This is a genomic window from Streptomyces sp. NPDC059788 (assembly GCF_042732265.1).
In the GTDB taxonomy this organism is placed as follows: Bacteria; Actinomycetota; Actinomycetes; order Streptomycetales; family Streptomycetaceae; genus Streptomyces.
On record NZ_JBHWHY010000043.1, the window covers coordinates 242 to 23,185 of the forward strand.

General features: G+C 75.1%; 1 protein-coding gene (running past one end of the window). It reads left to right on the forward strand.

The genetic code is table 11. The features are described 5' to 3' along the window. Positions 1–22,944 carry the 5' portion of a type I polyketide synthase gene (locus ACFV57_RS31480; RefSeq protein ID WP_385239188.1) on the forward strand. The gene runs 5,538 nt beyond the window's last position, so only the first 22,944 of its 28,482 coding nucleotides appear in the window; its start codon is at positions 1–3; its stop codon lies off the right edge, out of view.

Genomic DNA, 22,944 nt, shown 5'->3' on the forward strand with positions numbered 1-22,944 from the left:
GTGGCGAACATGGACCAGGAACAGAAGCTCCGCGACTACCTGAAGCGGGCCGGTGCCGATCTGCGGCGCTCCCGGCAGCGGGTGAACGAGTTGGAGGCGGCGGCCCGCGAGCCGATCGCCATCGTGGGCATGAGCTGCCGCTTCCCGGGAGGAGTGCGCAACCCCGAGGAGCTCTGGTCCCTGCTCGCCGCCGACGGGGACGGCATCACCAGGTCCCCCGACGACCGCGGCTGGGAGCTGTCGGCCGAGGACGCCGGGGAGTTCTCCGGCGGCTTCCTGCACGACGCGGCCGAATTCGACGCCTCCTTCTTCGGGATCTCCCCCCGTGAGGCGCTCGCCATGGACCCGCAGCAGCGACTGCTCATGGAGTCCTCCTGGGAGGCCTTCGAGCGGGCCGGCATCGACCCGGCGGCCGTCCGGGGCTCCCGTACCGGCATGTTCGTCGGGGCCATGCCCCAGGAGTACCGGGTGGGCCCGGACGACGACGTCCAGGGCTTCGCCCTGACCGGCACCACCACCAGCGTCATCTCGGGCCGCCTCGCCTACTTCTTCGGCGCCGTGGGCCCGGCGGTCACCGTCGACACCGCCTGCTCGTCCTCCCTCGTGGCCCTGCACCTGGCCGCCCACTCCCTGCGCCAGGGCGAGTGCTCCCTCGCGCTGGCCGCCGGCGTCACCGTGATGTCCAGCCCCACCACCTTCGTCGAGTTCAGCCGCCAGGGCGGGCTCTCCGCCGACGGGCGCTGCCGCTCCTTCGCCGACTCCGCCAACGGCACCGGCTGGGCCGAGGGCGTCGGCGTCCTGGTCCTGGAACGCCTCTCGGAGGCCCGCCGCAACGGACACGAGATCCTGGCCGTCATCCGCGGCTCCGCCGTCAACCAGGACGGCGCCTCCAACGGCCTGACCGCCCCCAACGGCCCCTCCCAGCAGCGGGTCATCGAGCAGGCGCTGGTCAGCGCGCGGCTCTCGGCCGACGAGGTCGACGCCGTCGAGGCGCACGGCACCGGCACCACCCTGGGCGACCCGGTCGAGGCCCAGGCGCTGCTGGCCACCTACGGCCAGGGACGCGACGCCGAACGCCCGCTCCTGCTGGGCTCCGTCAAATCGAACCTCGGCCACACCCAGGCGGCGGCCGGCATGGCCGGCGTCATCAAGATGGTGCTGGCCATGCGCCACGGCCTGCTCCCGCGCACGCTGCACGTGGACGCGCCGTCCTCGCACGTCGACTGGACGCAGGGGGCCGTGCGCCTGCTCACCGAGCAGGTCGCCTGGCCGCAGGGCGAACGGCCGCGCCGGGCGGGTGTCTCCTCGTTCGGTCTCAGCGGCACCAACGCGCACACGATCCTGGAAGAGGCCCCGGCCGACCCGGCCCCCGAGGCCGGCCAGGAGGGCGCGGAGCAGCCGCCCGCGGCCGAACCCGTGGCGGCGGGCGCCGTCCCGTGGCTCGTCTCGGGCCGTACCCGCGAGGCGATGCGCGCCCAGGCGGCGCAGCTGCTCGAACACCTCGCCTCCGGCCCCGGCCTCGCGCCCGTGGACGTGGCCTACTCCCTGGCCACCACCCGCTCCGGCATGGAGCACCGCGCCGCGTTCACCGCGGCCGACCTGGACGCGGCCCGCGCCGCCCTCACCGCGCTCGCCGACGGCGCCCCGGCCCCCGGCCTGGTGCAGGACACCGCCCGTACCCGGGCCAAGCTCGCCCTCCTGTTCACCGGACAGGGCTCCCAGCGGCCGGGCATGGGACGTGAACTGGCCGCCCGCTTCCCCGTCTTCGCCACCGCCCTCGACGAGCTCCTCACCCACCTCGACCAGGGCCTCGAACGGCCCCTGAGAGACGTGCTGTTCGCCGCCGAGGGCACGCCCGAGGCCGCCCTGCTCGACGAGACCGGCTACGCCCAGCCCGCGCTGTTCGCGATCGAGGTGGCGCTGTACCGGCTCGCCGAGTCCTTCGGTATCAAGCCGGACTTCGTCGCCGGCCACTCCATCGGCGAGATCGCCGCGGCCCACGTGGCCGGCGTCTTCACCGCGGCCGACGCCGCGGCCCTGGTGACCGCCCGCGGCCGCCTCATGCAGGCGCTGCCCGAAGGCGGCGCCATGATCTCCCTCGAAGCCACCGAGGAGGAGGTCCTGCCCCTGCTGGAGGGCCGGTCGGACCGCGTCTCGATCGCCGCGGTCAACGGACCCGCCGCCGTGGTGGTCGCCGGTGACGCGGAGGAGGCCGCGGCCGTCGCGGAGCACTTCCGCGAGCTGGGCCGCCGGACCAAGCGGCTGCGGGTCTCGCACGCGTTCCACTCCCCGCTCATGGAGCCCATGCTGGAGGAGTTCCGGGCCGTCGTCTCCCGGCTCACGCCGCAGGCGCCCGTGATCCCGGTCGTCTCCGCCCTGACCGGCACCCTCGCCACGGTGGAGCAGCTGACCTCCCCCGACTACTGGGCGGACCACGCCCGCAACGCCGTACGGTTCGCCGACGCCCTCGCCTGGCTCGACGGCCACGGCGCCGCCACCTTCCTGGAACTGGGCCCCGACGCCGTCCTGTCCGCCATGGCCCAGACCTGCCTGGCCGCGTCCGGCAGCACCGACGACACCCCCGAATCCGCCGACACCGCCGACGCCGTCCCCGCGACGCTCGCCGTGCTGCGGCCGGGCCGCCCCGAGGCCGAGACGCTCACCGCCGCGCTGGCCGGTCTGCACACCCGCGGCGTCACCGTCCAGTGGGAGCCCTACTTCCAGGGCACCGGCGCCCGGCGCGCCGACCTGCCCACCTACGCATTCCAGCGCCGCCGCTACTGGCCCAAGAGCGTGCTCGGGACCGGCGGCGACGTGCGGGCCGCCGGCCTCGGCGCGGCACACCACCCGCTGCTGGCGGCGGCCGTGTCGGTCGCCAACTCCGACGGCCTGCTGCTCACCGGCCGGCTGTCGCGGCGCACCCACCCCTGGCTCGCCGACCACGCCGTGCGCGGCACGGTGCTGCTGCCGGGCACCGCCTTCCTGGAGCTGGCCGTACGCGCCGGGGACGAGGCCGGCTGCGGCCGCGTGGAGGAACTGACCCTGGCCGCCCCGCTGGTGCTGCCCGAAGAGGGCGGCGTCCAGGTCCAGGTGTGGGTGGGCAGCCCGGACGAGACGGGCCGCCGCGCCGTCAGCGTCCACTCCCGCCCCGACGGGCCGGAGGAACTGCCCTGGGCCCAGCACGCCGCCGGTATCCTCGTCGCCGGCGAGCACCACGCCGACTTCGACGCCACCGTCTGGCCGCCCGCCGACGCGCGCCCGCTGGACCTCGACGGCTTCTACGACCGGATGGCCGACACCGGCTTCGGATACGGCCCCCTGTTCCAGGGCCTGCGCGCGGCCTGGCGCAGCGGCGACGACGTCTACGCCGAGGTGGCACTGCCGCAGACCAACGGCGCCGACACCGAGACCGCCACGTCGTTCGGCATCCACCCGGCCCTGCTGGACGCCGCGCTGCACGCCGCGGCCTTCGTCGACCTGGGCGAGCACGCCCGCGGCGGCCTGCCCTTCGCGTGGCAGGACGTGACCCTGCACGCCAGCGGGGCGAGCACGGTCCGCGTCAAGCTGACCCAGGCCGAGGACGACGCGGTGTCCATCGCCGTCGCCGACACCACCGGCGCCCCCGTCGCCTCCATCGGCTCGCTGGTCCTGCGCACCATGCCCGACGAGCAGCTCGGCGCCGCCGACGCCCTCGTCCGCGATGCCCTGTTCGAGCTGCGCTGGACCGAACCCCGCCAGGCCGCCCAGGCGGCCCCCGCCTCGGCAGCCGTCCTCGGCCCGGACCTCTTCGGCCTGGAGCAGGCCCTCGCGTCGCCGGACTTCACGGTCACCGCGCTGTCCGGCCTGGACGCCGCCACCACCGTCCCGGACGTGGTCCTCGCCCCCGTGGCGGGTACGGCCGACGACGACGTCGTCACCGCCGCGCACGCCCGCACCGCGCACGCCTTGGAACTCCTGCGCACCTGGCTGGCGGACGAGCGCTACGCCGCCTCCCGGCTCGTCCTCGTCACCCGTGGCGCGGTCGCCACCGACGGCCGGCAGGCGCCGGACCCGGCAGCCGCCGCCGTCTGGGGCCTGGTGCGCGCCGCGCAGAGCGAACACCCCGGCCGCTTCGCGCTGCTGGACCTCGACACCGACACCGCCGTACCCGCCGCCGAGCCGCTGGCGCGGGCCCTGGCCCTGGACGAGCCGCAGACCGCCGTCCGCGGCACCGCCGTGCTCACCGCGCGGCTCGCCCGCGCCCAGACCTCGCAGTCCCACACGGAGTGGGACCCCGAGGGCACCGTGGTCCTCACCGGCGCCACCGGCGGCCTGGGCCGCGTACTCGCCCGCCACCTGGTCGCCGAGCGCGGCGTACGGCACCTGCTGCTCGCCAGCCGCCGCGGCCCCGACGCCGACGGCGCCGGGGAACTCCTGACCGAACTGACCGGGCTCGGCGCGCAGGTCGCCATCACCGCATGCGACCTGTCCGACCGCGCCGCCGTGCGGCAGCTGCTGGCCGGCGTGCCCGCCGAGCACCCCGTCACCGCCGTCGTGCACAGCGCCGGCACCCTCGACGACGGCGTGCTCGAATCGCTCACCCCCGAGCGGATCAGCGCGGTCCTGCGCCCCAAGGCCGACGCCGTGTGGCACCTCCACGAGGCCACCCAGGACCTCGGCCTGGCCGCCTTCGTCGTCTTCTCCTCCCTCTCCGGCACCGTGGGCGCCGCAGGCCAGGGCAACTACGCCGCCGCCAACGCCTTCCTCGACGCGCTCGCCCAGCTGCGCCGCGCCCAGGGCCTGCCGGGGCTCTCCCTGGCCTGGGGCCCGTGGGCCCCCACCGGCGGCATGACCGGCGGCCTGACGGACGAGGACCTCGACCGCCTGGCCCGCATGGGCACCCCCGCGCTCACCGAGGAACAGGGCATCGCCCTCTTCGACGCGGCCACCGCCACGGACGCCACCGTCCTGCTGCCGACCAGGCTCGACCTGTCCGTCCTGCGCGTCCAGGGCGAGATACCGCCGCTGTGGCGCGGCCTGATCCGCACCCCGGCCCGCCGCGCGGTGGTCTCGGGCTCGGAGGCCGCCGTCACCCTCGTACAGAAGCTGTCCCGGCTGCCGGAGACCGACCGCCGCGAGGTCGTGCTCGACGTCGTGGCCGGCCAGGTGGCCGCCGTACTCGGCCACGCCGACACCGCCGACATCGACGCGCGGCGCCCGCTGCGGGAGCTGGGCTTCGACTCGCTGACCGCGGTCGAACTGCGCAACCGGCTCAGCGCGGCCACCGGCCTGCGCACCGCCGCGACGGTCATCTTCGACTACCCGACCGTCGACGCCCTCGCCGCGCACATCCTCGCCGAACTCATGGGCTCCGAGGCCGCCGCCGCGGCCGAGGCCCCCCGTGCCGCCGCCGACGAGGACCCCATCGTCATCGTCGGCATGAGCTGCCGCTACCCGGGCGGCGTCGCCTCGCCCGAGGACCTGTGGCGGCTGGTCAGCGAGGGCACCGACGCCATCTCGGGTCTGCCCACCGACCGGGGCTGGGACCTGGACGCGCTCTACGACCCGGACCCGGACCGCACCGGCACCTCCTACTCCCGCTTCGGCGGCTTCCTGCACAACGCCGCCGACTTCGACCCCGCCTTCTTCGGCATGAGCCCCCGCGAGGCCCTGGCCACCGACTCCCAGCAGCGACTGCTCCTCGAAGCGTCCTGGGAGGCCGTCGAGCGGGCGGGCATCGACCCGGTGTCGCTGCGCGGCAGCCAGACCGGCGTCTTCGCGGGCGTCATGTACAACGACTACGCCACGGTGCTCTCCGGCGGGCAGTTCGAGGGCCACCAGGGCAGCGGCACCGCCGCGAGCGTCGTCTCCGGCCGTGTCTCCTACACCCTCGGCCTCGAAGGCCCCGCCGTCACCGTCGACACCGCGTGCTCGTCCTCGCTGGTCGCCATGCACTGGGCCATGCAGGCGCTGCGCTCGGGGGAGTGCTCCCTCGCGCTGGCCGGCGGCGTCACGGTCATGTCGACCCCGGGCGCCCTCATCGAGTTCTCCCGGCAGCGCGGACTGTCCCCGGACGGCCGCTGCAAGGCGTTCGGCGACAGTGCCGACGGCGTCGGCTGGTCCGAGGGCGTGGGCGTCCTCGTCCTGGAACGCCTCTCCGACGCCCGCCGCAACGGGCACCACGTCCTGGCCGTCGTACGCGGCTCCGCCGTCAACCAGGACGGCGCCTCCAACGGCCTGACCGCCCCCAACGGCCCCTCCCAGCAGCGGGTGATCCGGCAGGCGCTGTCCGCCGCCGGCCTGTCCGCCACCGACATCGACGCCGTGGAGGGCCACGGCACCGGCACCACCCTCGGCGACCCCATCGAGGCGCAGGCCCTGCTCGCCGCCTACGGCCAGGACCGCGACGCGCGGAGCCCGCTGCTGCTGGGCTCCGTCAAGTCCAACATCGGCCACACCCAGGCCGCGGCCGGCGTCGCCGGCGTCATCAAGATGGTCATGGCCATGAGCCACGGCGTGCTGCCCCGCACGCTGCACGCCGACGAGCCGTCCTCGCACGTGGAGTGGGACTCCGGCGCGGTGCGCCTGATCACCGAGGAGACCCCCTGGCCGCAGGCCGACCGGCCGCGCCGTGCCGCCGTCTCCTCCTTCGGCTTCAGCGGCACCAACGCGCACCTCATCGTCGAGGAGCCGTCGGCCGTCCCCGAGGAGCGCGAAGAGCCGGAGCTCAGCCCGGCCGTCGTGCCCTGGACGCTGTCCGGCAGGAACCGGGCGGCGCTGCGGGACCAGGCCGCCCGTCTGCGGACCTTCCTCGACGAGCGCCCCGGCCTCGACCCGGTCGACGTCGGGCTCTCCCTCGCCACCACCCGCTCGGCCTTCGACCAGCGCGCCGTCGTCACCGGCGACCGCGACGAACTGCTGCGCGCGCTGGCCAACCTGGCCGCCGACCGCCCCGACTCCGCGCTCACCGAGGGCGAGATCGGCGGCGCGGGCAAGCTGGCCGTGCTGTTCGCCGGGCAGGGCAGCCAGCGCCCCGGCGCGGGCCGGGAACTCGCCGCCCGCTTCCCCGCGTTCGCCGAGGCCCTGGACGAGGTGACCGCCGCCCTCGACCCGCACCTGGACCGTCCCCTGAAGGACGTCCTGTTCGCGCCGGTGGGCAGCCCCGAGGCGGAGCTGCTGGACCACACCGAGTGGACCCAGCCGGCCCTGTTCGCCATCGAGGTCGCGCTGCACCGGCTGCTGCGCACCTGGGGCATACGCCCCGACATCCTGCTGGGCCACTCCGTCGGCGAGATCGCCGCCGCGCACGTCGCCGGCGTCCTCACCCTCCCCGACGCGGCCCGTCTGGTCGCCGCGCGCGGCCGGCTGATGCAGGCGCTGCCCGTCGGCGGCGCGATGATCTCCCTTGAGGCCACCGAGGAGGAGGCCGCCCCGCTGCTCGCCGGACGCGAGCACGAGGTGTCCCTCGCCGCCGTCAACGGCCCCCGCGCCGTCGTCGTCGCCGGCGACCTGGCCGCGGCCGAGGAGATCGCCGCCCACTTCGCCGCACAGGGCCGCAAGACCAAGCGCCTGAAGGTCAGCCACGCCTTCCACTCGCCGCTCATGGAGCCCGCCCTCGACGACCTGCGCGAGGTCGCCGAACAGCTCACCTACGGCGTACCCGAGGTGACCGTCATCTCGGGCCTCACCGGACAGCCCGCCACCGACGACGAACTGCGCTCCCCGGACTACTGGGTCGCGCACGCGCGCGGCACCGTCCGCTTCGCCGACACCGTGCGCGCCGCGCACGCCTCCGGCGCCGGCACCTTCCTCGAAATCGGCCCCGACAGCGCGCTGTCCGCCCCCGCCCAGGACACCCTCGGCGACGAGGCGGACGCGGACTTCGTCGCGCTGCTGCGCGCCGGGCGCGGCGAGGAGCGCAGCGCCGCCACCGCACTGGCCCGCCTGCACGTACGCGGCACGGCCGTCGACTGGCCCGCCTACCTCGCCGGCACCGGAGCACGCACGGTCGACCTGCCCACCTACGCCTTCCAGCACGAGCGCTACTGGCCCGAGCCGGCCCCCGTCCACCTCGCACAGGGCACCCCCGACCCCGCCGACGCCGAGCTGTGGGGCTCCGTCGAACGCGGCGACGCCGCGGAGCTGGCCGCTCTCCTGGGACTGCGCGACGAACAGCACGCCTCCCTGTACGCGCTGCTGCCCGCACTGTCGTCCTGGCGCCAGCAGCGGCACGAGAAGGCGCTGCTGGACTCCACCCGCTACCGCGTGGCCTGGCGTCCCGTACGGGCCGCCGCCGCCCCGGTACTCGAAGGCACCTGGCTGCTCGTCACCGCCGACGGCATCGACAGCGACGAGATCCTCGACGCGCTGCGCGGCCACGGCGCCCAGTTCGAGACCCTCGTCCTGGACGACGCCTGCCGCGAACGCGGCGAACTCGCCGCCCGGCTCGACGCCGTACGAGCGGACGGACACGCCTTCTCCGGCATCCTGTCCCTGCTCCCGCTCGCCGACCTGCCCGGCCACCGGCCCGCCGCCGAAACCCCGGCCGGACTCGCGCTCAGCCTCGTACTGACCCAGGCGCTCACCGACACCCCGCTCGACGCCCCCCTGTGGACCCTGACCCGCGGCGCGGTCACCACCGGCCCGGCCGACCCGCTCACCAACTCCCTCCAGACAGCCGTCTGGGGACTGGGCCGCGTCGCCGCCCTGGAGCACCCGCAGCTGTGGAGCGGCCTGATCGACCTGCCGGCCACCCTCGACGCCCCCGCCACCCAGCACCTCGTCAGCGCGCTGGCCGCACAGGGCGGCGAGGACCAGCTCGCGATCCGCGCCACCGGTGCGCTCGGCCGGCGCCTGGTGCGCCACCCGCAGGCCGAACTGCCCCCGGCCGACGCGTTCACCGCGCGCGGCACCGTGCTCGTCACCGGCGGCACCGGAGCGCTCGGCGCCGAAGTCGCGCGCTGGCTCGCCCGCAGCGGCGCCGAACACCTCCTCCTCACCAGCCGCCGCGGCCCCGACGCCCCCGGCGCCGGTGAACTGGCCACGGAGATCGAGGGCCTGGGAGCCCGGGTCACCATCGCGGCCTGCGACACCGCCGACCGGGACGCGCTCGCCGCGCTCCTGGCCTCCGTACCCGAAGAGCACCCGCTGACCGGCGTCGTGCACGCGGCCGGCGTCGGCCAGAACGCCGCCTTCGCCGAAACCCCGCTGGCCGACGCCGCCGGGGCGATGGCCGCCAAGATGCTCGGCGCGGCCCACCTCGACAGCCTCCTGGACGGCCACGACCTGGACTTCTTCGTCCTCGTCTCCTCGATCGCCGGAGTCTGGGGCAGCGCCGGACAGAGCGCGTACGGCGCCGCCAACGCCTACCTCGACGCCCTCGCCGAGCACCGTGCGGCCCGCGGCCTGCCCGCCACCTCCGTCGCCTGGGGCCCCTGGGCCGAGGCCGGAATGGCCACCGACGAGACCATGACCGACGCGCTGCAGAAGCGCGGACTGCGCTTCCTCGCGCCCGCCACCGCCATCAGCGAACTGCGGCGCGCCGTCGTCCACAAGGACGTGACCGTCACGGTCGCCGACATCGACTGGGAGCGCTACCACCCCGTCTTCACCTCCACCCGCCCAAGCGCCCTCTTCGACGAACTGGACGAGGTCAAGGCACTGGCGGGCGACGGGAGCGGAGCCGAGAGCGCCGCGCCGGAGTTCGCCGCCCGCCTCAGCGGCCTGGACCAGGACGAGCAGGAGCGGCTGCTGGCCGACCTGGTGCGCGCCGAGGCGGCCATCGCCCTCGGCCACGACTCGGCGGACGCCATCTCCGAGCGGCGGGCCTTCCGCGACGCCGGCTTCGACTCGCTGACCGCCGTGGAACTGCGCAAGCGGCTCGCCACCCGCACCGGCCTGTCCCTGCCCGCCACCCTCGTCTTCGACTACCCGACGCCCACCGTCCTCGCCCGCCACCTGCGCGAGGAGATCCTCGGCACCGGCGGCTCCCAGGCCGCCACCGCGGCCGTGGCCGCCGGCGGATTCGACGAGCCCGTCGCCATCGTGGGCATGAGCTGCCGCTTCCCCGGGGGCGTCCGCTCCCCGCAGCAGTTCTGGGACCTGGTCTCCGACGGCGTCGACGCGATCACCGACTTCCCCGTCAACCGCGGCTGGAACACCGACCTGCACCACCCCGACCCGGACAACCCCGGCACGACGTACTCCAGCCAGGGCGGCTTCCTGCACGACGCGGGCGAGTTCGACGCCTCCTTCTTCGGCATCTCGCCGCGCGAGGCCCTGTCGATGGACCCCCAGCAGCGGCTGCTGCTGGAGACCACCTGGGAGGCGTTCGAATACGCCGGCATCGACCCCACCACCGTCCACGGCAGCGCGACCGGTACCTTCATCGGCTCCACCTACCAGGAGTACGGACTGGGCGTCGAGGACGGCTCCGCCGGCCACCTGGTGACCGGCACCAGCCCCAGCGTGCTCTCCGGGCGCCTGGCCTACCTCTTCGGCCTCGAAGGCCCGGCGGTCACCGTCGACACCGCCTGCTCCTCGTCCCTGGTCGCCCTGCACCTGGCCTGCCAGTCGCTGCGCAACGGCGAGAGCTCCCTGGCCCTGGCCGGCGGCGCGACCGTGATGACCAACCCCAACCCGTTCGTCGCCTTCAGCCGCCAGCGGGCGCTGGCCGGTGACGGCCGCTGCAAGGCGTTCTCCGACGGCGCCGACGGCATGACCCTCGCCGAAGGCGTCGGCATCCTCGTCCTGGAGCGGCTCTCGGACGCCCAGCGCAACGGGCACGAGATCCTCGCCGTCGTCCGCGGCTCGGCCATCAACCAGGACGGCGCCTCCAACGGCCTGTCCGCCCCGAACGGCCCGTCCCAGCAGCGCGTCATCCGCCAGGCCCTGGCCAACGCCAAGGTGGAGCCGGGCGACATCGACGTCGTCGAGGCCCACGGCACCGGCACCGCCCTCGGCGACCCCATCGAGGCGCAGGCCCTGCTCAACACCTACGGCCAGGACCGCGACCCCGAGAACCCGCTGCTCCTGGGCTCCGTCAAGACCAACATCGGCCACACCCAGTCGGCGGCCGGCGTCGCCGGCGTCATCAAGATGGTCATGGCGCTGCGCCAGGGAGTGCTGCCGCGCACCCTGCACGCGGACACTCCCTCCAGCCACATCGACTGGACGTCCGGCACCCTCTCCCTGCTGAACGACCCCGCCGACTGGTCCGAGGGCGAGCGCCTGCGCCGCTGCGCGGTCTCCTCCTTCGGCATCAGCGGGACCAACGCCCACACCATCCTCGAAGAGGCCCCCCGCCCGATCGAGGCGACGGCGCCCGCCGTGACGGTGCCCCCGGCCGGTGACGCCGTCCCCTGGGTGCTGTCCGCCCGTACCCCGGGCGCACTGCGCGCCCAGGCGGCCCACCTCGCCGCCCACCTCGACGGCGCTCAGGCACCCGGCGCGCTGGACGTCGCGCACAGCCTGGTGGCCTCGCGCACGCTCTTCGACCACCGCGCCGTCGTCGTCGGCACCGACGACAGCACCCGGCGCGCGGCCCTCGACGCCCTCGCCACCGGCGGCTCCGCGCCCGGCGTAGTCCAGGGCACGGCCGACACCGAAGGCAAGACCGTCTTCGTCTTCCCCGGCCAGGGCTCCCAGTGGGTCGGCATGGGCGCACGGCTCCTGGAGGAGTCCCCGGTCTTCGCCGAGCGCCTGACCGAATGCGCCGTCGCCCTCTCGGAGTTCACCGACTGGTCGCTGCTCGACGTGCTGCGCCAGGCCGAAGGCGCGCCGACCCTGGACCGCGTCGACGTCGTACAGCCCGCCTCCTTCGCCGTCATGGTCTCGCTGGCCGCGCTGTGGACCTCCCACGGCATCACCCCCGACGCCGTGGTCGGCCACTCGCAGGGCGAGATCGCCGCGGCCGCCGTCTCCGGGGCGCTCTCCCTGGAGGACGCCGCCCGCGTCGTCGCGCTGCGCAGCCAGGCCATCGCCCGCGGGCTGGCCGGAGCCGGCGCCATGATGTCGGTCCCGCTGCCCGCCGCCGACGTCGAACAGCGCCTCGCCGCGTACGAGGGACTGTCGATCGCCGCCGTCAACGGCCCCCAGTCCACCGTCGTCTCCGGCGCCGTCGCGCCGATGGACGCCCTGCAGGCCGAACTGGTCGGCGAGGACATCCGCGCCAAGCGCATCGCCGTGGACTACGCCTCGCACTCCGCGCAGGTCGAGATGGTGCGCGACGAACTGCACACCGTCCTCGCGCCGGTGCGCCCGCGCACGGCGCAGGTGCCGTTCTTCTCCACCGTCACCGGCGACTGGCTCGACACCACCGTCATGGACGCCGGCTACTGGTACACCAACCTGCGGCAGACCGTCCGCTTCCAGCCCGCCATCGGCGAACTCCTCGCCCAGGGCCACCACTTCTTCATCGAGGTCAGCTCCCACCCCGTCCTCGCCATGGGCATCCAGGCGACCGTCGAGGAGGCCGGCGCCAAGGCCGCGGTGCTCGGCACGCTCCGGCGCGACACGGGCGGCACCGACCGCTTCCTGACCTCCCTCGCCGAGGCCTTCGTACGGGGCGCGGACGCCGACTGGGCCGGTGTCCTCGCCGGCACCGGCGCCCGCCGCGTGCCGCTGCCCACCTACGCCTTCCAGCGCGAGCACCTGTGGGCGATCCCCGAGCGGACCCGGGAACGGGCCGAAGCGGACCCCGCGGACGCGGAGTTCTGGACCGCGGTCGAGGAGGAGGACGTCGAGACCCTCGCCTCCAGCCTGCGTCTGGACCGCGACTCGCTGGCTCCGGTTCTGCCGGCCCTCTCGCACTGGCGCAAGCGCCGCCGCGACCTGTCCACCGTGGACTCCTGGCGCTACCGCGCCACCTGGAAGCCGCTGACCAGCCTGCCCACGGCGGCCCTGACGGGCACCTGGCTCGTCGTCGCCCCCGAAGGGGCCGACACCGACGCCGTCACCGGTGTCCTCGCCGCCCACGGCGCCGACCCGCGCACCCTCGTCCTGGACGACGCCTGCGCCGACCGCGCGACCCTGGCCGCGCGCCTGACCGGACTCGACGGCGCGGCGGACCTCACGGGAGTGGTGTCCCTGCTGGCCGAGGCCGAGGAGCAGAGCACGGCGCACCCGGCGCTCACCCGCGGGCTCGCCCTGACCCTCGCGCTCGTCCAGGCACTCGGCGACGCCGGGATCGGCGCACCCCTGTGGTGCCTGACCCAGGGAGCCGTCTCCACCGGCCGCGCGGACCGGCTGACCCACCCCGACCAGGCCCAGATCCTCGGCCTCGGCTGGACCGCCGCCCTCGAACACCCCCAGCGCTGGGGCGGCCTGGTCGACCTGCCCGAGCAGCTCGACCAGCGGGCCGGTGAGCGCCTGGCCGCCGTCCTGTCCGGCCGTACCGGTGAGGACCACCTCGCCCTGCGCGCCTCGGGCGTCCTCGCCCGCCGCGTCGTACGCGCCACGCCCGCCGACACCGCCCCGGCCGACCCCTGGACGCCGAGGGGCACCACCCTCGTCACCGGCGGCACCGGCACGCTCGCCCCGCACCTGGCCCGCTGGCTCGCCGAGCAGGGCGCCGAGCACGTCGTGCTCACCAGCCGCCGCGGCCCCGCGGCGCCCGGCGCGGAGGAACTCGTCCAGGAACTGGCCGAGCTGGGCTGCGAGGCCGGCGTCGTCGCCTGCGACCTGACCGACCGCGACGCCGTCGCCCGGATGCTCGCCGGGCTCGAAGCCGAAGGCCGTACCGTACGCACCGTCGTGCACACCGCCGTCACCATCGAACTGGCGACGCTGGAGGAGACCACCCACGACGACTTCGCGAAGGTGATGGACGCCAAGGTCACCGGCGCCCGGCACCTGGACGAACTCCTCGGCGACGACCTCGACGCCTTCGTCCTGTACTCCTCCACCGCCGGCATGTGGGGCAGCGGCGCCCACGCCGCCTACGTCGCCGGCAACGCCTACCTCAACGCCCTGGCCGAACACCGCCGCGCCCGCGGCGCCCGCGCCACCGCCGTCTCCTGGGGCATCTGGGCCGACGACCTCAAGCTCGGCCGCGTCGACCCCGGCCAGATCCGCCGCAGCGGACTGGTCTTCATGGACCCGCAGCTGGCCCTCACCGGCCTGCGCCAGGCCCTCGACGACGACGAGACGCTGCTGGCCGTCGCCGACGTGGACTGGGACCGCTACCACCCCGTCTTCACCGCCGCGCGGCCCACCCGCCTCTTCGAGGACGTGCCCGAGGTCCAGCGGCTCGCCGAGGACACCGGCACCGTCGCGGACTCCGGCAACGAGTTCGCCGCCCGGCTCCAGGGGCTCGCCCCCGTCGAGCAGGACCGCCTCCTGCTGGACCTCGTCCGCGCCGAGGCGGCCACCGCGCTCGGCCACGCCTCACCCGACGTGCTCTCCGAACAGCGCGCCTTCCGCGACGTCGGCTTCGACTCGCTGACCGCCGTCGACCTGCGCAACCGGATCGCCGCCGTGACCGGGCTCGCCCTGCCGAGCACCATGGTCTTCGACTACCCCAACCCGCTCGCGCTCGTCGCCTACCTGCGCGAGTCCATCGCCGGGTCCGCCACGGGCACCGCCACCACCACGAGCAGCGCCGCCGCCGACGACGAGCCCATCGCCATCATCGGCATGAGCTGCCGCTACCCCGGCGGCGTCGGCTCGCCGGAGGACCTGTGGCGCCTGGTCACCGAGGGCGGCGACGCCACCGGCGAGTTCCCCACCGACCGCGGCTGGGACACCGAGGGCCTCTACGACCCCGACCCCGACCGGGCCGGCCACACCTACTCGACCCGCGGCGGCTTCCTCCACGAAGCCGCGGACTTCGACGCCTCCTTCTTCGGCATCTCGCCGCGTGAGGCCCTGGCCATGGACCCCCAGCAGCGGCTGCTGCTGGAGACCTCCTGGGAGGCCATGGAGCGCGCGGGCATCGACCCCGCGACCCTGCGCGGCAGCGGCACCGGCACGTTCATCGGCGCCAGCTACCAGGACTACGGAGCCTCCGGGGCCAGCCCGGAAGGCGCCGAGGGACACCTGATCACCGGCACCATCTCCAGCGTCCTGTCCGGCCGGCTCTCCTACACCTACGGCTTCGAGGGCCCGGCCGTCTCCCTCGACACCGCCTGCTCCTCGTCCCTGGTCGCCCTGCACCTGGCCTGCCAGTCGCTGCGCAACGGCGAGAGCTCCCTGGCCCTGGCCGGCGGCGTCAGCATCATGTCCACGCCCGGCGCGTTCATCGGCTTCAGCCGCCAGCGCGCGATGGCCGCCGACGGCCGCTGCAAGGCGTACTCCGACCAGGCCGACGGCATGACCCTCGCCGAAGGCGTCGGCCTGCTCCTCGTCGAGCGCCTGTCGGACGCCCGCCGCAACGGGCACCAGGTCCTGGCCGTCATCCGGGGCTCCGCCGTCAACCAGGACGGCGCCTCCAACGGCCTGACCGCGCCCAACGGCCCGTCCCAGCAGCGCGTCATCCGCCAGGCCCTGGCCAACGCCAAGGTGGACCCCGACGGCATCGACGTCATCGACGGCCACGGCACCGGCACCGCCCTCGGCGACCCGATCGAGGCGCAGGCCCTGCTCGCCACCTACGGCCAGGGCCGCGACCCCGAGAACCCGCTGCTCCTGGGCTCCGTCAAGTCCAACATCGGGCACACCCAGATGGCGTCCGGCGTGGCCAGCGTCATCAAGATGGTCATGGCCCTGCGCCACGGCACCGTGCCGCAGAGCCTGCACATCGACCGGCCCTCCACGCACGTCGACTGGAGCTCCGGCGCCATCCGCCTGCTCACCGAGCCGCTGTCCTGGCCCGGCACCGACCACCCGCGCCGCGCGGGCGTCTCCTCCTTCGGGCTCAGCGGCACCAACGTCCACACCATCCTCGAACAGGCCCCGGAAGAGCGGCCCGAGGACGACACCGACACCGCGCCGGCCCGCCCGGCCGAGCCCACCCCCGTCCCCTTCACCCTGTCCGGACACACCGAAGCGGCCCTGCGCGCACAGGCCGGGCGGCTCCTGACCCACCTCACCGACCACCCCGGACTGCCCCTCACCGACCTCGCGTTCTCCCTCGCCGCCTCCCGGTCGGCCCTGGAGCACCGGGCGGCCGTCGTCACCGACGACCACGACACCCTCGTCCGCGCCCTGACCGCACTGCGCGACGCGGCCCCCGACGGCGGGCTGCTCACCGGCAGCCCGGACCGCGGCCGGCTGGCCTTCCTCTTCACCGGCCAGGGCAGCCAGCGCCCCGGAATGGGACGCGAGCTGTACGAGCGCCACCCCGTGTACGCCGAGGCCCTGGACGCCGTACTGGCCCGCTTCGACCTCGAACTCGACCGGCCGCTGCGCGAGATCCTCTTCGCCGCCCCGGACACCCCCGAGGCCGCGCTGCTGGACGACACCGGCTACACCCAGCCCGCCCTGTTCGCCCTCGAAGTGGCCCTGTTCCGCCTCGCCGAGTCCTGGGGCCTGCGCCCCGACTACGTCGCGGGACACTCCATCGGCGAGTTCGCCGCCGCGCACGCCGCCGGAGTCCTCTCCCTGGAGGACGCCTGCACCCTCGTCGCGGCCCGCGGGCGCCTGATGGCGGCGCTGCCCGCGGGCGGCGCCATGGCCTCCGTCGAGGCCACCGAGGACGAGGTGGCCCTCGTGCTCGCCTCCTACGAGGGGCGGGCCGCGGTCGCCGCCGTCAACACCCCGGCCTCCCTGGTCGTCTCCGGCGACGAGGACGCCGTCCTCGCGGTGGCGGCGCACTTCCAGGAGCTCGGCCGCCGCACCAAGCGGCTGCGCGTCAGCCACGCCTTCCACTCGCCGCACATGGACCCGATGCTGGCGGACTTCGCCCGCGTCGTCGGCTCCGTCACCTGCCACGCGCCCACCGTCCCGCTGGTGTCCACGGTCACCGGCGCGCTCCTGACGCACGACGAGCTCGCCACACCGGAGTACTGGACCGGACAGGTCCGCGGCACCGTCCGCTTCGCCGACGCCGTACAGCACCTCACCGAGCACGGCGTGACGACCTTCTTCGAGCTCGGGCCGGACGCCGTACTCAGCGGCGCGGTACGCGAGAGCACCGGCGACCAGGAGCGGGCCACCGCCGTCCCGGCACTGCGCCGTGACCGGCCCGAGGCCGTGGCGCTGACCACGGCGCTGGCCGGGCTCCACCTCCACGGGGTGGGCGTCGACTGGGACGCCGTGTTCGCGGGCACCGGCGCCCGCCGGATCGACCTGCCCACCTACTCCTTCCAGCGCGAGCGCTACTGGCCCGAGGCAACCGCCGGTACCGCCGCACCCGTGCACCCCGCCGACGCGGCGGACGCGGAGTTCTGGTCGGCCGTCGAGCGCGCCGACCTGGAGTCCCTGGGCTCCTCGCTCGACCTGGACGACGACACCCTCACCGCCGTCGTGCCCGCCCTCTCCTCCTGGCGGCGCAAGAGCCGCGAGCGCTCCACCGTCGACGGCTGGCGCTACCGGGCCACCTGGAAGCCCCTCACCGGCCCGGCCGACGCCGCACGCCCGTCCGGGACCTGGCTGGTGCTCGCACCCGCCGACGGCGAGCAGACCTGGCCCGACACGGTCGCCGGCGCCCTGGGCACCGACTCCGTACGGGTCGAGGTCACCACGCCGCAGCGCCGGGAACTGGCCGAGCGGCTGGGCGAACTGGCCGCCGAGCACGGTGAGTTCGCGGGCGTCCTGTCCCTGCTGGCCACGGCGGGCGAAGGCGCCGGGGGCGTCGATGACGCCACCGCCGCGGGCCTGCTGCTCACGACGGCCGCCGTCCAGGCCCTTGGAGACGCCGGGATCGAGGCCCCCCTGTGGTGCGTGACGCGCACCGCCGTCGCCGTGGACCGCGCCGAACACCCGGCCCGTCCCGCCCAGGCCGCCGTGTGGGGCCTGGGACGTGTCGCCGCGCTGGAGCACCCGCAGCGCTGGGGCGGCCTCGTCGACCTCCCCGACGAGCTCGACGGCACCACCCTGCGCCGCCTGGCCACCGTCCTCGCCGCAAGCGGGGGCGAGGACCAGCTCGCCGTACGCACCACCGCGACCTTCGCCCGCCGCCTGGCGCACCACCGAACCGAACCGGCCACCAAGGCCGAAACGTTCGGCCCCACCGGCACCGTGCTCGTCACCGGCGGCACCGGAGCCCTCGGCGGCCACGTCGCCCGATGGCTCGCCGAAGCGGGCGCCCAGCACCTGCTGCTGGTCAGCCGCCGCGGAACCGACGCCCCCGGCGCCGCCGACCTGGTCGCACAGATCGAGGACCTGGGCGCCCGGGTCACCGTCGCGGCCTGCGACACGGCCGACCGCGACGAGCTCGACGCCGCACTGGCCCTGATCCCCGACGAGCACCCGCTCACCGCGGTGTTCCACACCGCCGGCACCGTCGACGACGGCACCCTGGACACGCTCACCCCCGAGCAGTTCGCCACCGTCCTGCGCGCCAAGGTCACCGCCACCCGCAACCTGCACGAGGCCACCCGCGACCTGGAGCTGACCGCCTTCGTGCTGTTCTCCTCCGTCGCCGGCACCCTCGGCGCGGCCGGCCAGGGCAACTACGCCGCCGCCAACGCCTTCCTGGACGCCTTCGCCGAACACCGCCGCGCCCACGGCCTGCCCGCCACCTCGCTGGCCTGGGGCCCCTGGGCCGAGGGCGGCATGGCGGCCGACGGCACCGGCATCCAGGAACGCGTCCGCCGCGGCGGCTTCAACCCCATGGAGCCCCAGCTCGCCCTCACCGCCCTGCGGCGCGCGATCGAGCACGGCGCCACGACGCTGACCCTCGCCGACATCGACTGGCAGCGCTACGCGGAGGTGTTCACCGCGCTGCGCCCCAGCCCCCTCGTCGCCGACCTGCCCGAACTGCACCGGGCCGCACCGACCGCCGGGGCGGCCGAAGCCGCGCTGCGCGAACCGACCCTGCGCCGGCAGCTCGCCGACCTCTCCCCGGCCGCGCGCCCGCGCTTCGTCCTGGACCTGGTCCGCACCCAGGTGGCCGCGGTCCTCGGACACACCGGCACCTCGGGCATCGGCGCCGACCGCGCCTTCAGCGACCTCGGTTTCGACTCGCTGACCACCGTCGAACTGCGCAACACCCTCACGGCCGGCACCGGCCTGAAACTGCCCGCGACCCTCGTCTACGACTACCCGACCCCGACCGCCCTCGCCGACTTCCTGCTCGGCGAACTCCTGGGCACCCTGCCCGAGACCGGCACCGGCATCCCGGCCACCTTCGGCCGGGCGGCGGACGACGACCCCATCGCCATCGTCGGCCTGAACTGCCGCTTCCCCGGCGGCGTACGGTCCCCCGAAGACCTCTGGCGGCTGCTGAGCGGCGGCGAGGACGCGATCAGCGGATTCCCCGCGGACCGCGGCTGGGACCTGGAAGCGCTCGCCCAGGGCGCCTCCGCCACCCTCGAAGGCGGCTTCCTCGACGGCGTCGGCCTCTTCGACGCCTCCTTCTTCGGTATCTCGCCCCGCGAGGCCCTGGCCATGGACCCCCAGCAGCGCCTGCTGCTGGAGACCACCTGGGAGGCCTTCGAGCGCGCCGGAATCGACGCGAGCACCCTGCGCGGCAGCCGCACCGGCGTCTTCGTCGGCACCAACGGCCAGGACTACGCCACGCTCCTGCGCAAGGGCACCGGCACCGCCGACGTACGCGGCCACGTCGCCACCGGCAACACCGCAAGCGTCATGTCCGGCCGCCTCTCCTACGCCTTCGGCCTGGAGGGCCCGGCCGTCACCGTCGACACCGCCTGCTCCTCCGCGCTGGTGGCCATGCACATGGCCGCCAACGCCCTGCGCGGCGGCGAGTGCACACTCGCACTGGCCGGCGGCGTCTCGGTCATGTCCAGCCCCGACTCCTTCACCGAGTTCACCGTCCAGGGCGGGCTGGCCCCCGACGGCCGCTGCAAGCCCTTCGCCGACGCGGCCGACGGCACCAGCTGGTCCGAGGGCGTGGGCATCCTCGTCCTGGAACGGCTCTCCGACGCCCGCCGCAACGGCCACGACGTATGGGGCATCGTGCGCGGCACCGCCGTCAACCAGGACGGCGCCTCCAACGGACTGACCGCGCCCAGCGGACGGGCCCAGCAGCGCGCCATCCGCCAGGCCCTCGCCGACGCCGACCTCAGCCCCGCCGACGTCGACGTCGTCGAGGCCCACGGCACCGGCACCACCCTCGGCGACCCCATCGAGGCACACGCCCTGATCGCCGCCTACGGACAGGAGCGGGAGCGCCCGCTGCTGCTCGGCGCCGTCAAGTCGAACCTGGGCCACACCCAGGCCGCGGCCGGCGTCGCCGGCACCATCAAGGTGCTCCTGGCCATGCGGTACGGCGTCCTGCCCAAGACCCTGCACGTCAACGCCCCGTCCTCGCACGTCGACTGGACGGACGAGACGATCACGCTCGTCACCGAGCAGCAGGAGTGGCCCGAGACCGGTCACGTCCGGCGGGCGGGTGTCTCCGCCTTCGGTGTCAGCGGCACCAACGCGCACGTGATCATCGAGCAGGCGCCGGACGCCGAGGAGCCCGCGGCGGCCGAGCCCGCCACGCCCACCACGGTGCCGGGCATCGTGCCCTGGCCGGTGTCGGGCACGTCCGAGGCCGCGCTGGCGGCCCAGATCGAACGGTTCTCGGCGCTGACCGGCCCGTCACCGGTCGACGTGGGCCACTCCCTCGCCACCGGCAGGACGGCGTTCGCCCACCGCGCGGTCCTCGCGGCCGACGGCGAGGGCGTACGGGAACTCGCACGCGGCGTCGCCCAGGAGGCCGACGGCAAGCTGGCGGTGCTGTTCTCGGGTCAGGGTGCGCAGCGGGTCGGTATGGGCCGGGAGTTGTACGGCCGTTTCCCGGTGTTCGCCGAGGCGTTCGACGAGGTGCTGGCTCACTTCGACGGCGGGTTGCGCGATGTGATGTTCGGTGATGCGGAGGGTCTGGATGAGACCGGGTTCACGCAGCCTGCGCTGTTCGCGGTGGAGGTGGCGCTGTTCCGGCTGACCGAGTCGCTCGGTATCCGTCCGGATTTCGTGGCCGGGCATTCGATCGGTGAGATTGCCGCGGCCCATGTGGCGGGGGTGTTCTCGCTGGCGGACGCGTGTGCGCTGGTGGCGGCGCGGGCGCGGCTGATGCAGGCGCTGCCTGCGGGCGGTGCGATGGTCGCGGTCCAGGCCACGGAGAGTGAGGTGGCGGCGCGGCTGGTGGACGGTGTGTCGATCGCGGCGGTCAACGGGCCGGAGGCCGTGGTGATCGCCGGGGACGAGGCGGAGGCGCTCCGTATCGCGGAGGAGTTCGCCGCCGAGGGCCGCAAGACGCGGCGCCTGTCGGTGAGCCACGCCTTCCACTCGCCGCTGATGGAGCCGATGCTCGCCGACTTCCGGCAGGTGGCCGAGGGGCTGTCGTACGAGGCCCCGCAGATCCCCATCGTCTCGAACGTGACCGGGGAACTCGCCACCGAGGAACTCGTGTGCTCGCCCGGCTACTGGGTGCGCCACGTGCGGGAGACGGTGCGCTTCGCCGACGGCGTGCGTGCGCTGGAGACCGAGGGAGCGTCCGTCTTCCTGGAGGTGGGTCCCGACGGTGTGCTGACGGCGATGGCCCAGCACACCCTGGACGGGTCGGCCGTGGCCGTCCCCGCCCTGCGCAAGGACCGCCCCGAGGAGACGGCCCTGCTCACCGCGCTGGCACACCTGTACGTCAACGGTGTCGGCGTCGACTGGTCCGGGGTCTTCCACGGCACCGGTGCCCGTCGCGTGGACCTGCCGACCTACCCCTTCCAGCACGAGTGGTACTGGCCGGAGGCCGCGCCCACGGGACACCTGTCGGACGGCTCGCAGGACCCCGTGGACGCCGAGTTCTGGGACGCGGTGGAGCGCGAGGACCTGTCGTCGCTCTCCGCCGACCTCGAACTGGACGACACCGCGCTGACCGCCCTCGTACCCGCCCTGTCCGCCTGGCGCCGCAAGCGCGTCGAGCGCTCGACCGTCGACGGCTGGCGCTACCAGGTCACGTGGAAGCCGCTCACCGGGATCTCGGCGGGCACGCTTCCCGGACCGTGGCTGGCGCTCGTCCCGGCAGGCGGCGCGGGCGACGAGTGGACCGCCGCCGTGATCGCGGCCCTCGGTGACGACGCCGTGAGCGTCGAGGTGGACCCGGCGGACGGCCGCGCGCTGTCCGCTCAGCTGGCCGAAACCGCCGCATCCGGCACCGGGTTCGCGGGTGTCGTCTCCCTGCTCGCGGTCCGGGCCGCCGAAGGCATCGCCCCCGCCGGGCCGGTCTGGCCGGACCGGGCGCTGCGGGCACTGGCCGACGCCGGTATCGACGCCCCCCTCTGGTACGTCACCCGGGGCGCGGTGTCGGCCGGCCGCTCGGAGACCGACCTGGACGCCGCCCAGGCGGCCGTGTGGGGGATGGGCCGGGTCATGGCCCTGGACCACCCCGAGCGCTGGGGCGGCCTCGTCGACATCGCCCACGTACTCGACCGGCGTTCGGCGGACCGGTTCCGTGCCGTACTGTCCGGCAAGAGCGGCGAGGACCAGGTGGCACTGCGGTCCTCGGGCGTCTTCGGACGCCGGCTGGTGCGCGCCTCGGCCGACACCCCGGCCGCCACGTGGCAGCCGTCCGGCACGGTCCTGGTCGTCGGCAGCGCGTCCGGCATCGCCGGGCCCTTCGCCCGCCGGCTCGCCGAAGAGGGCGCCCGGCACATCCTGCTGGCCGGGCCCGCCACATCCGGCATCGACCAGCTGCGTGCCGACTTCGACGGCCTGGACGCGGAGCTGACGCACCTCGACTGCGCCCCGGCCGACGACGAGGCAATCCTGACCGCCCTCGCCGCGCTCCCGCAGACGGCACCGCTGACCGCCGTGGTCCACACCGACGCGGACGCGCTGTCCGGTGACAGCGAGCCGGGCGCCGCCCTGGCCGCGCTGCACACGGCCGTGGAGAACCTGGCGGCCGTGGCCGGCGCGGCG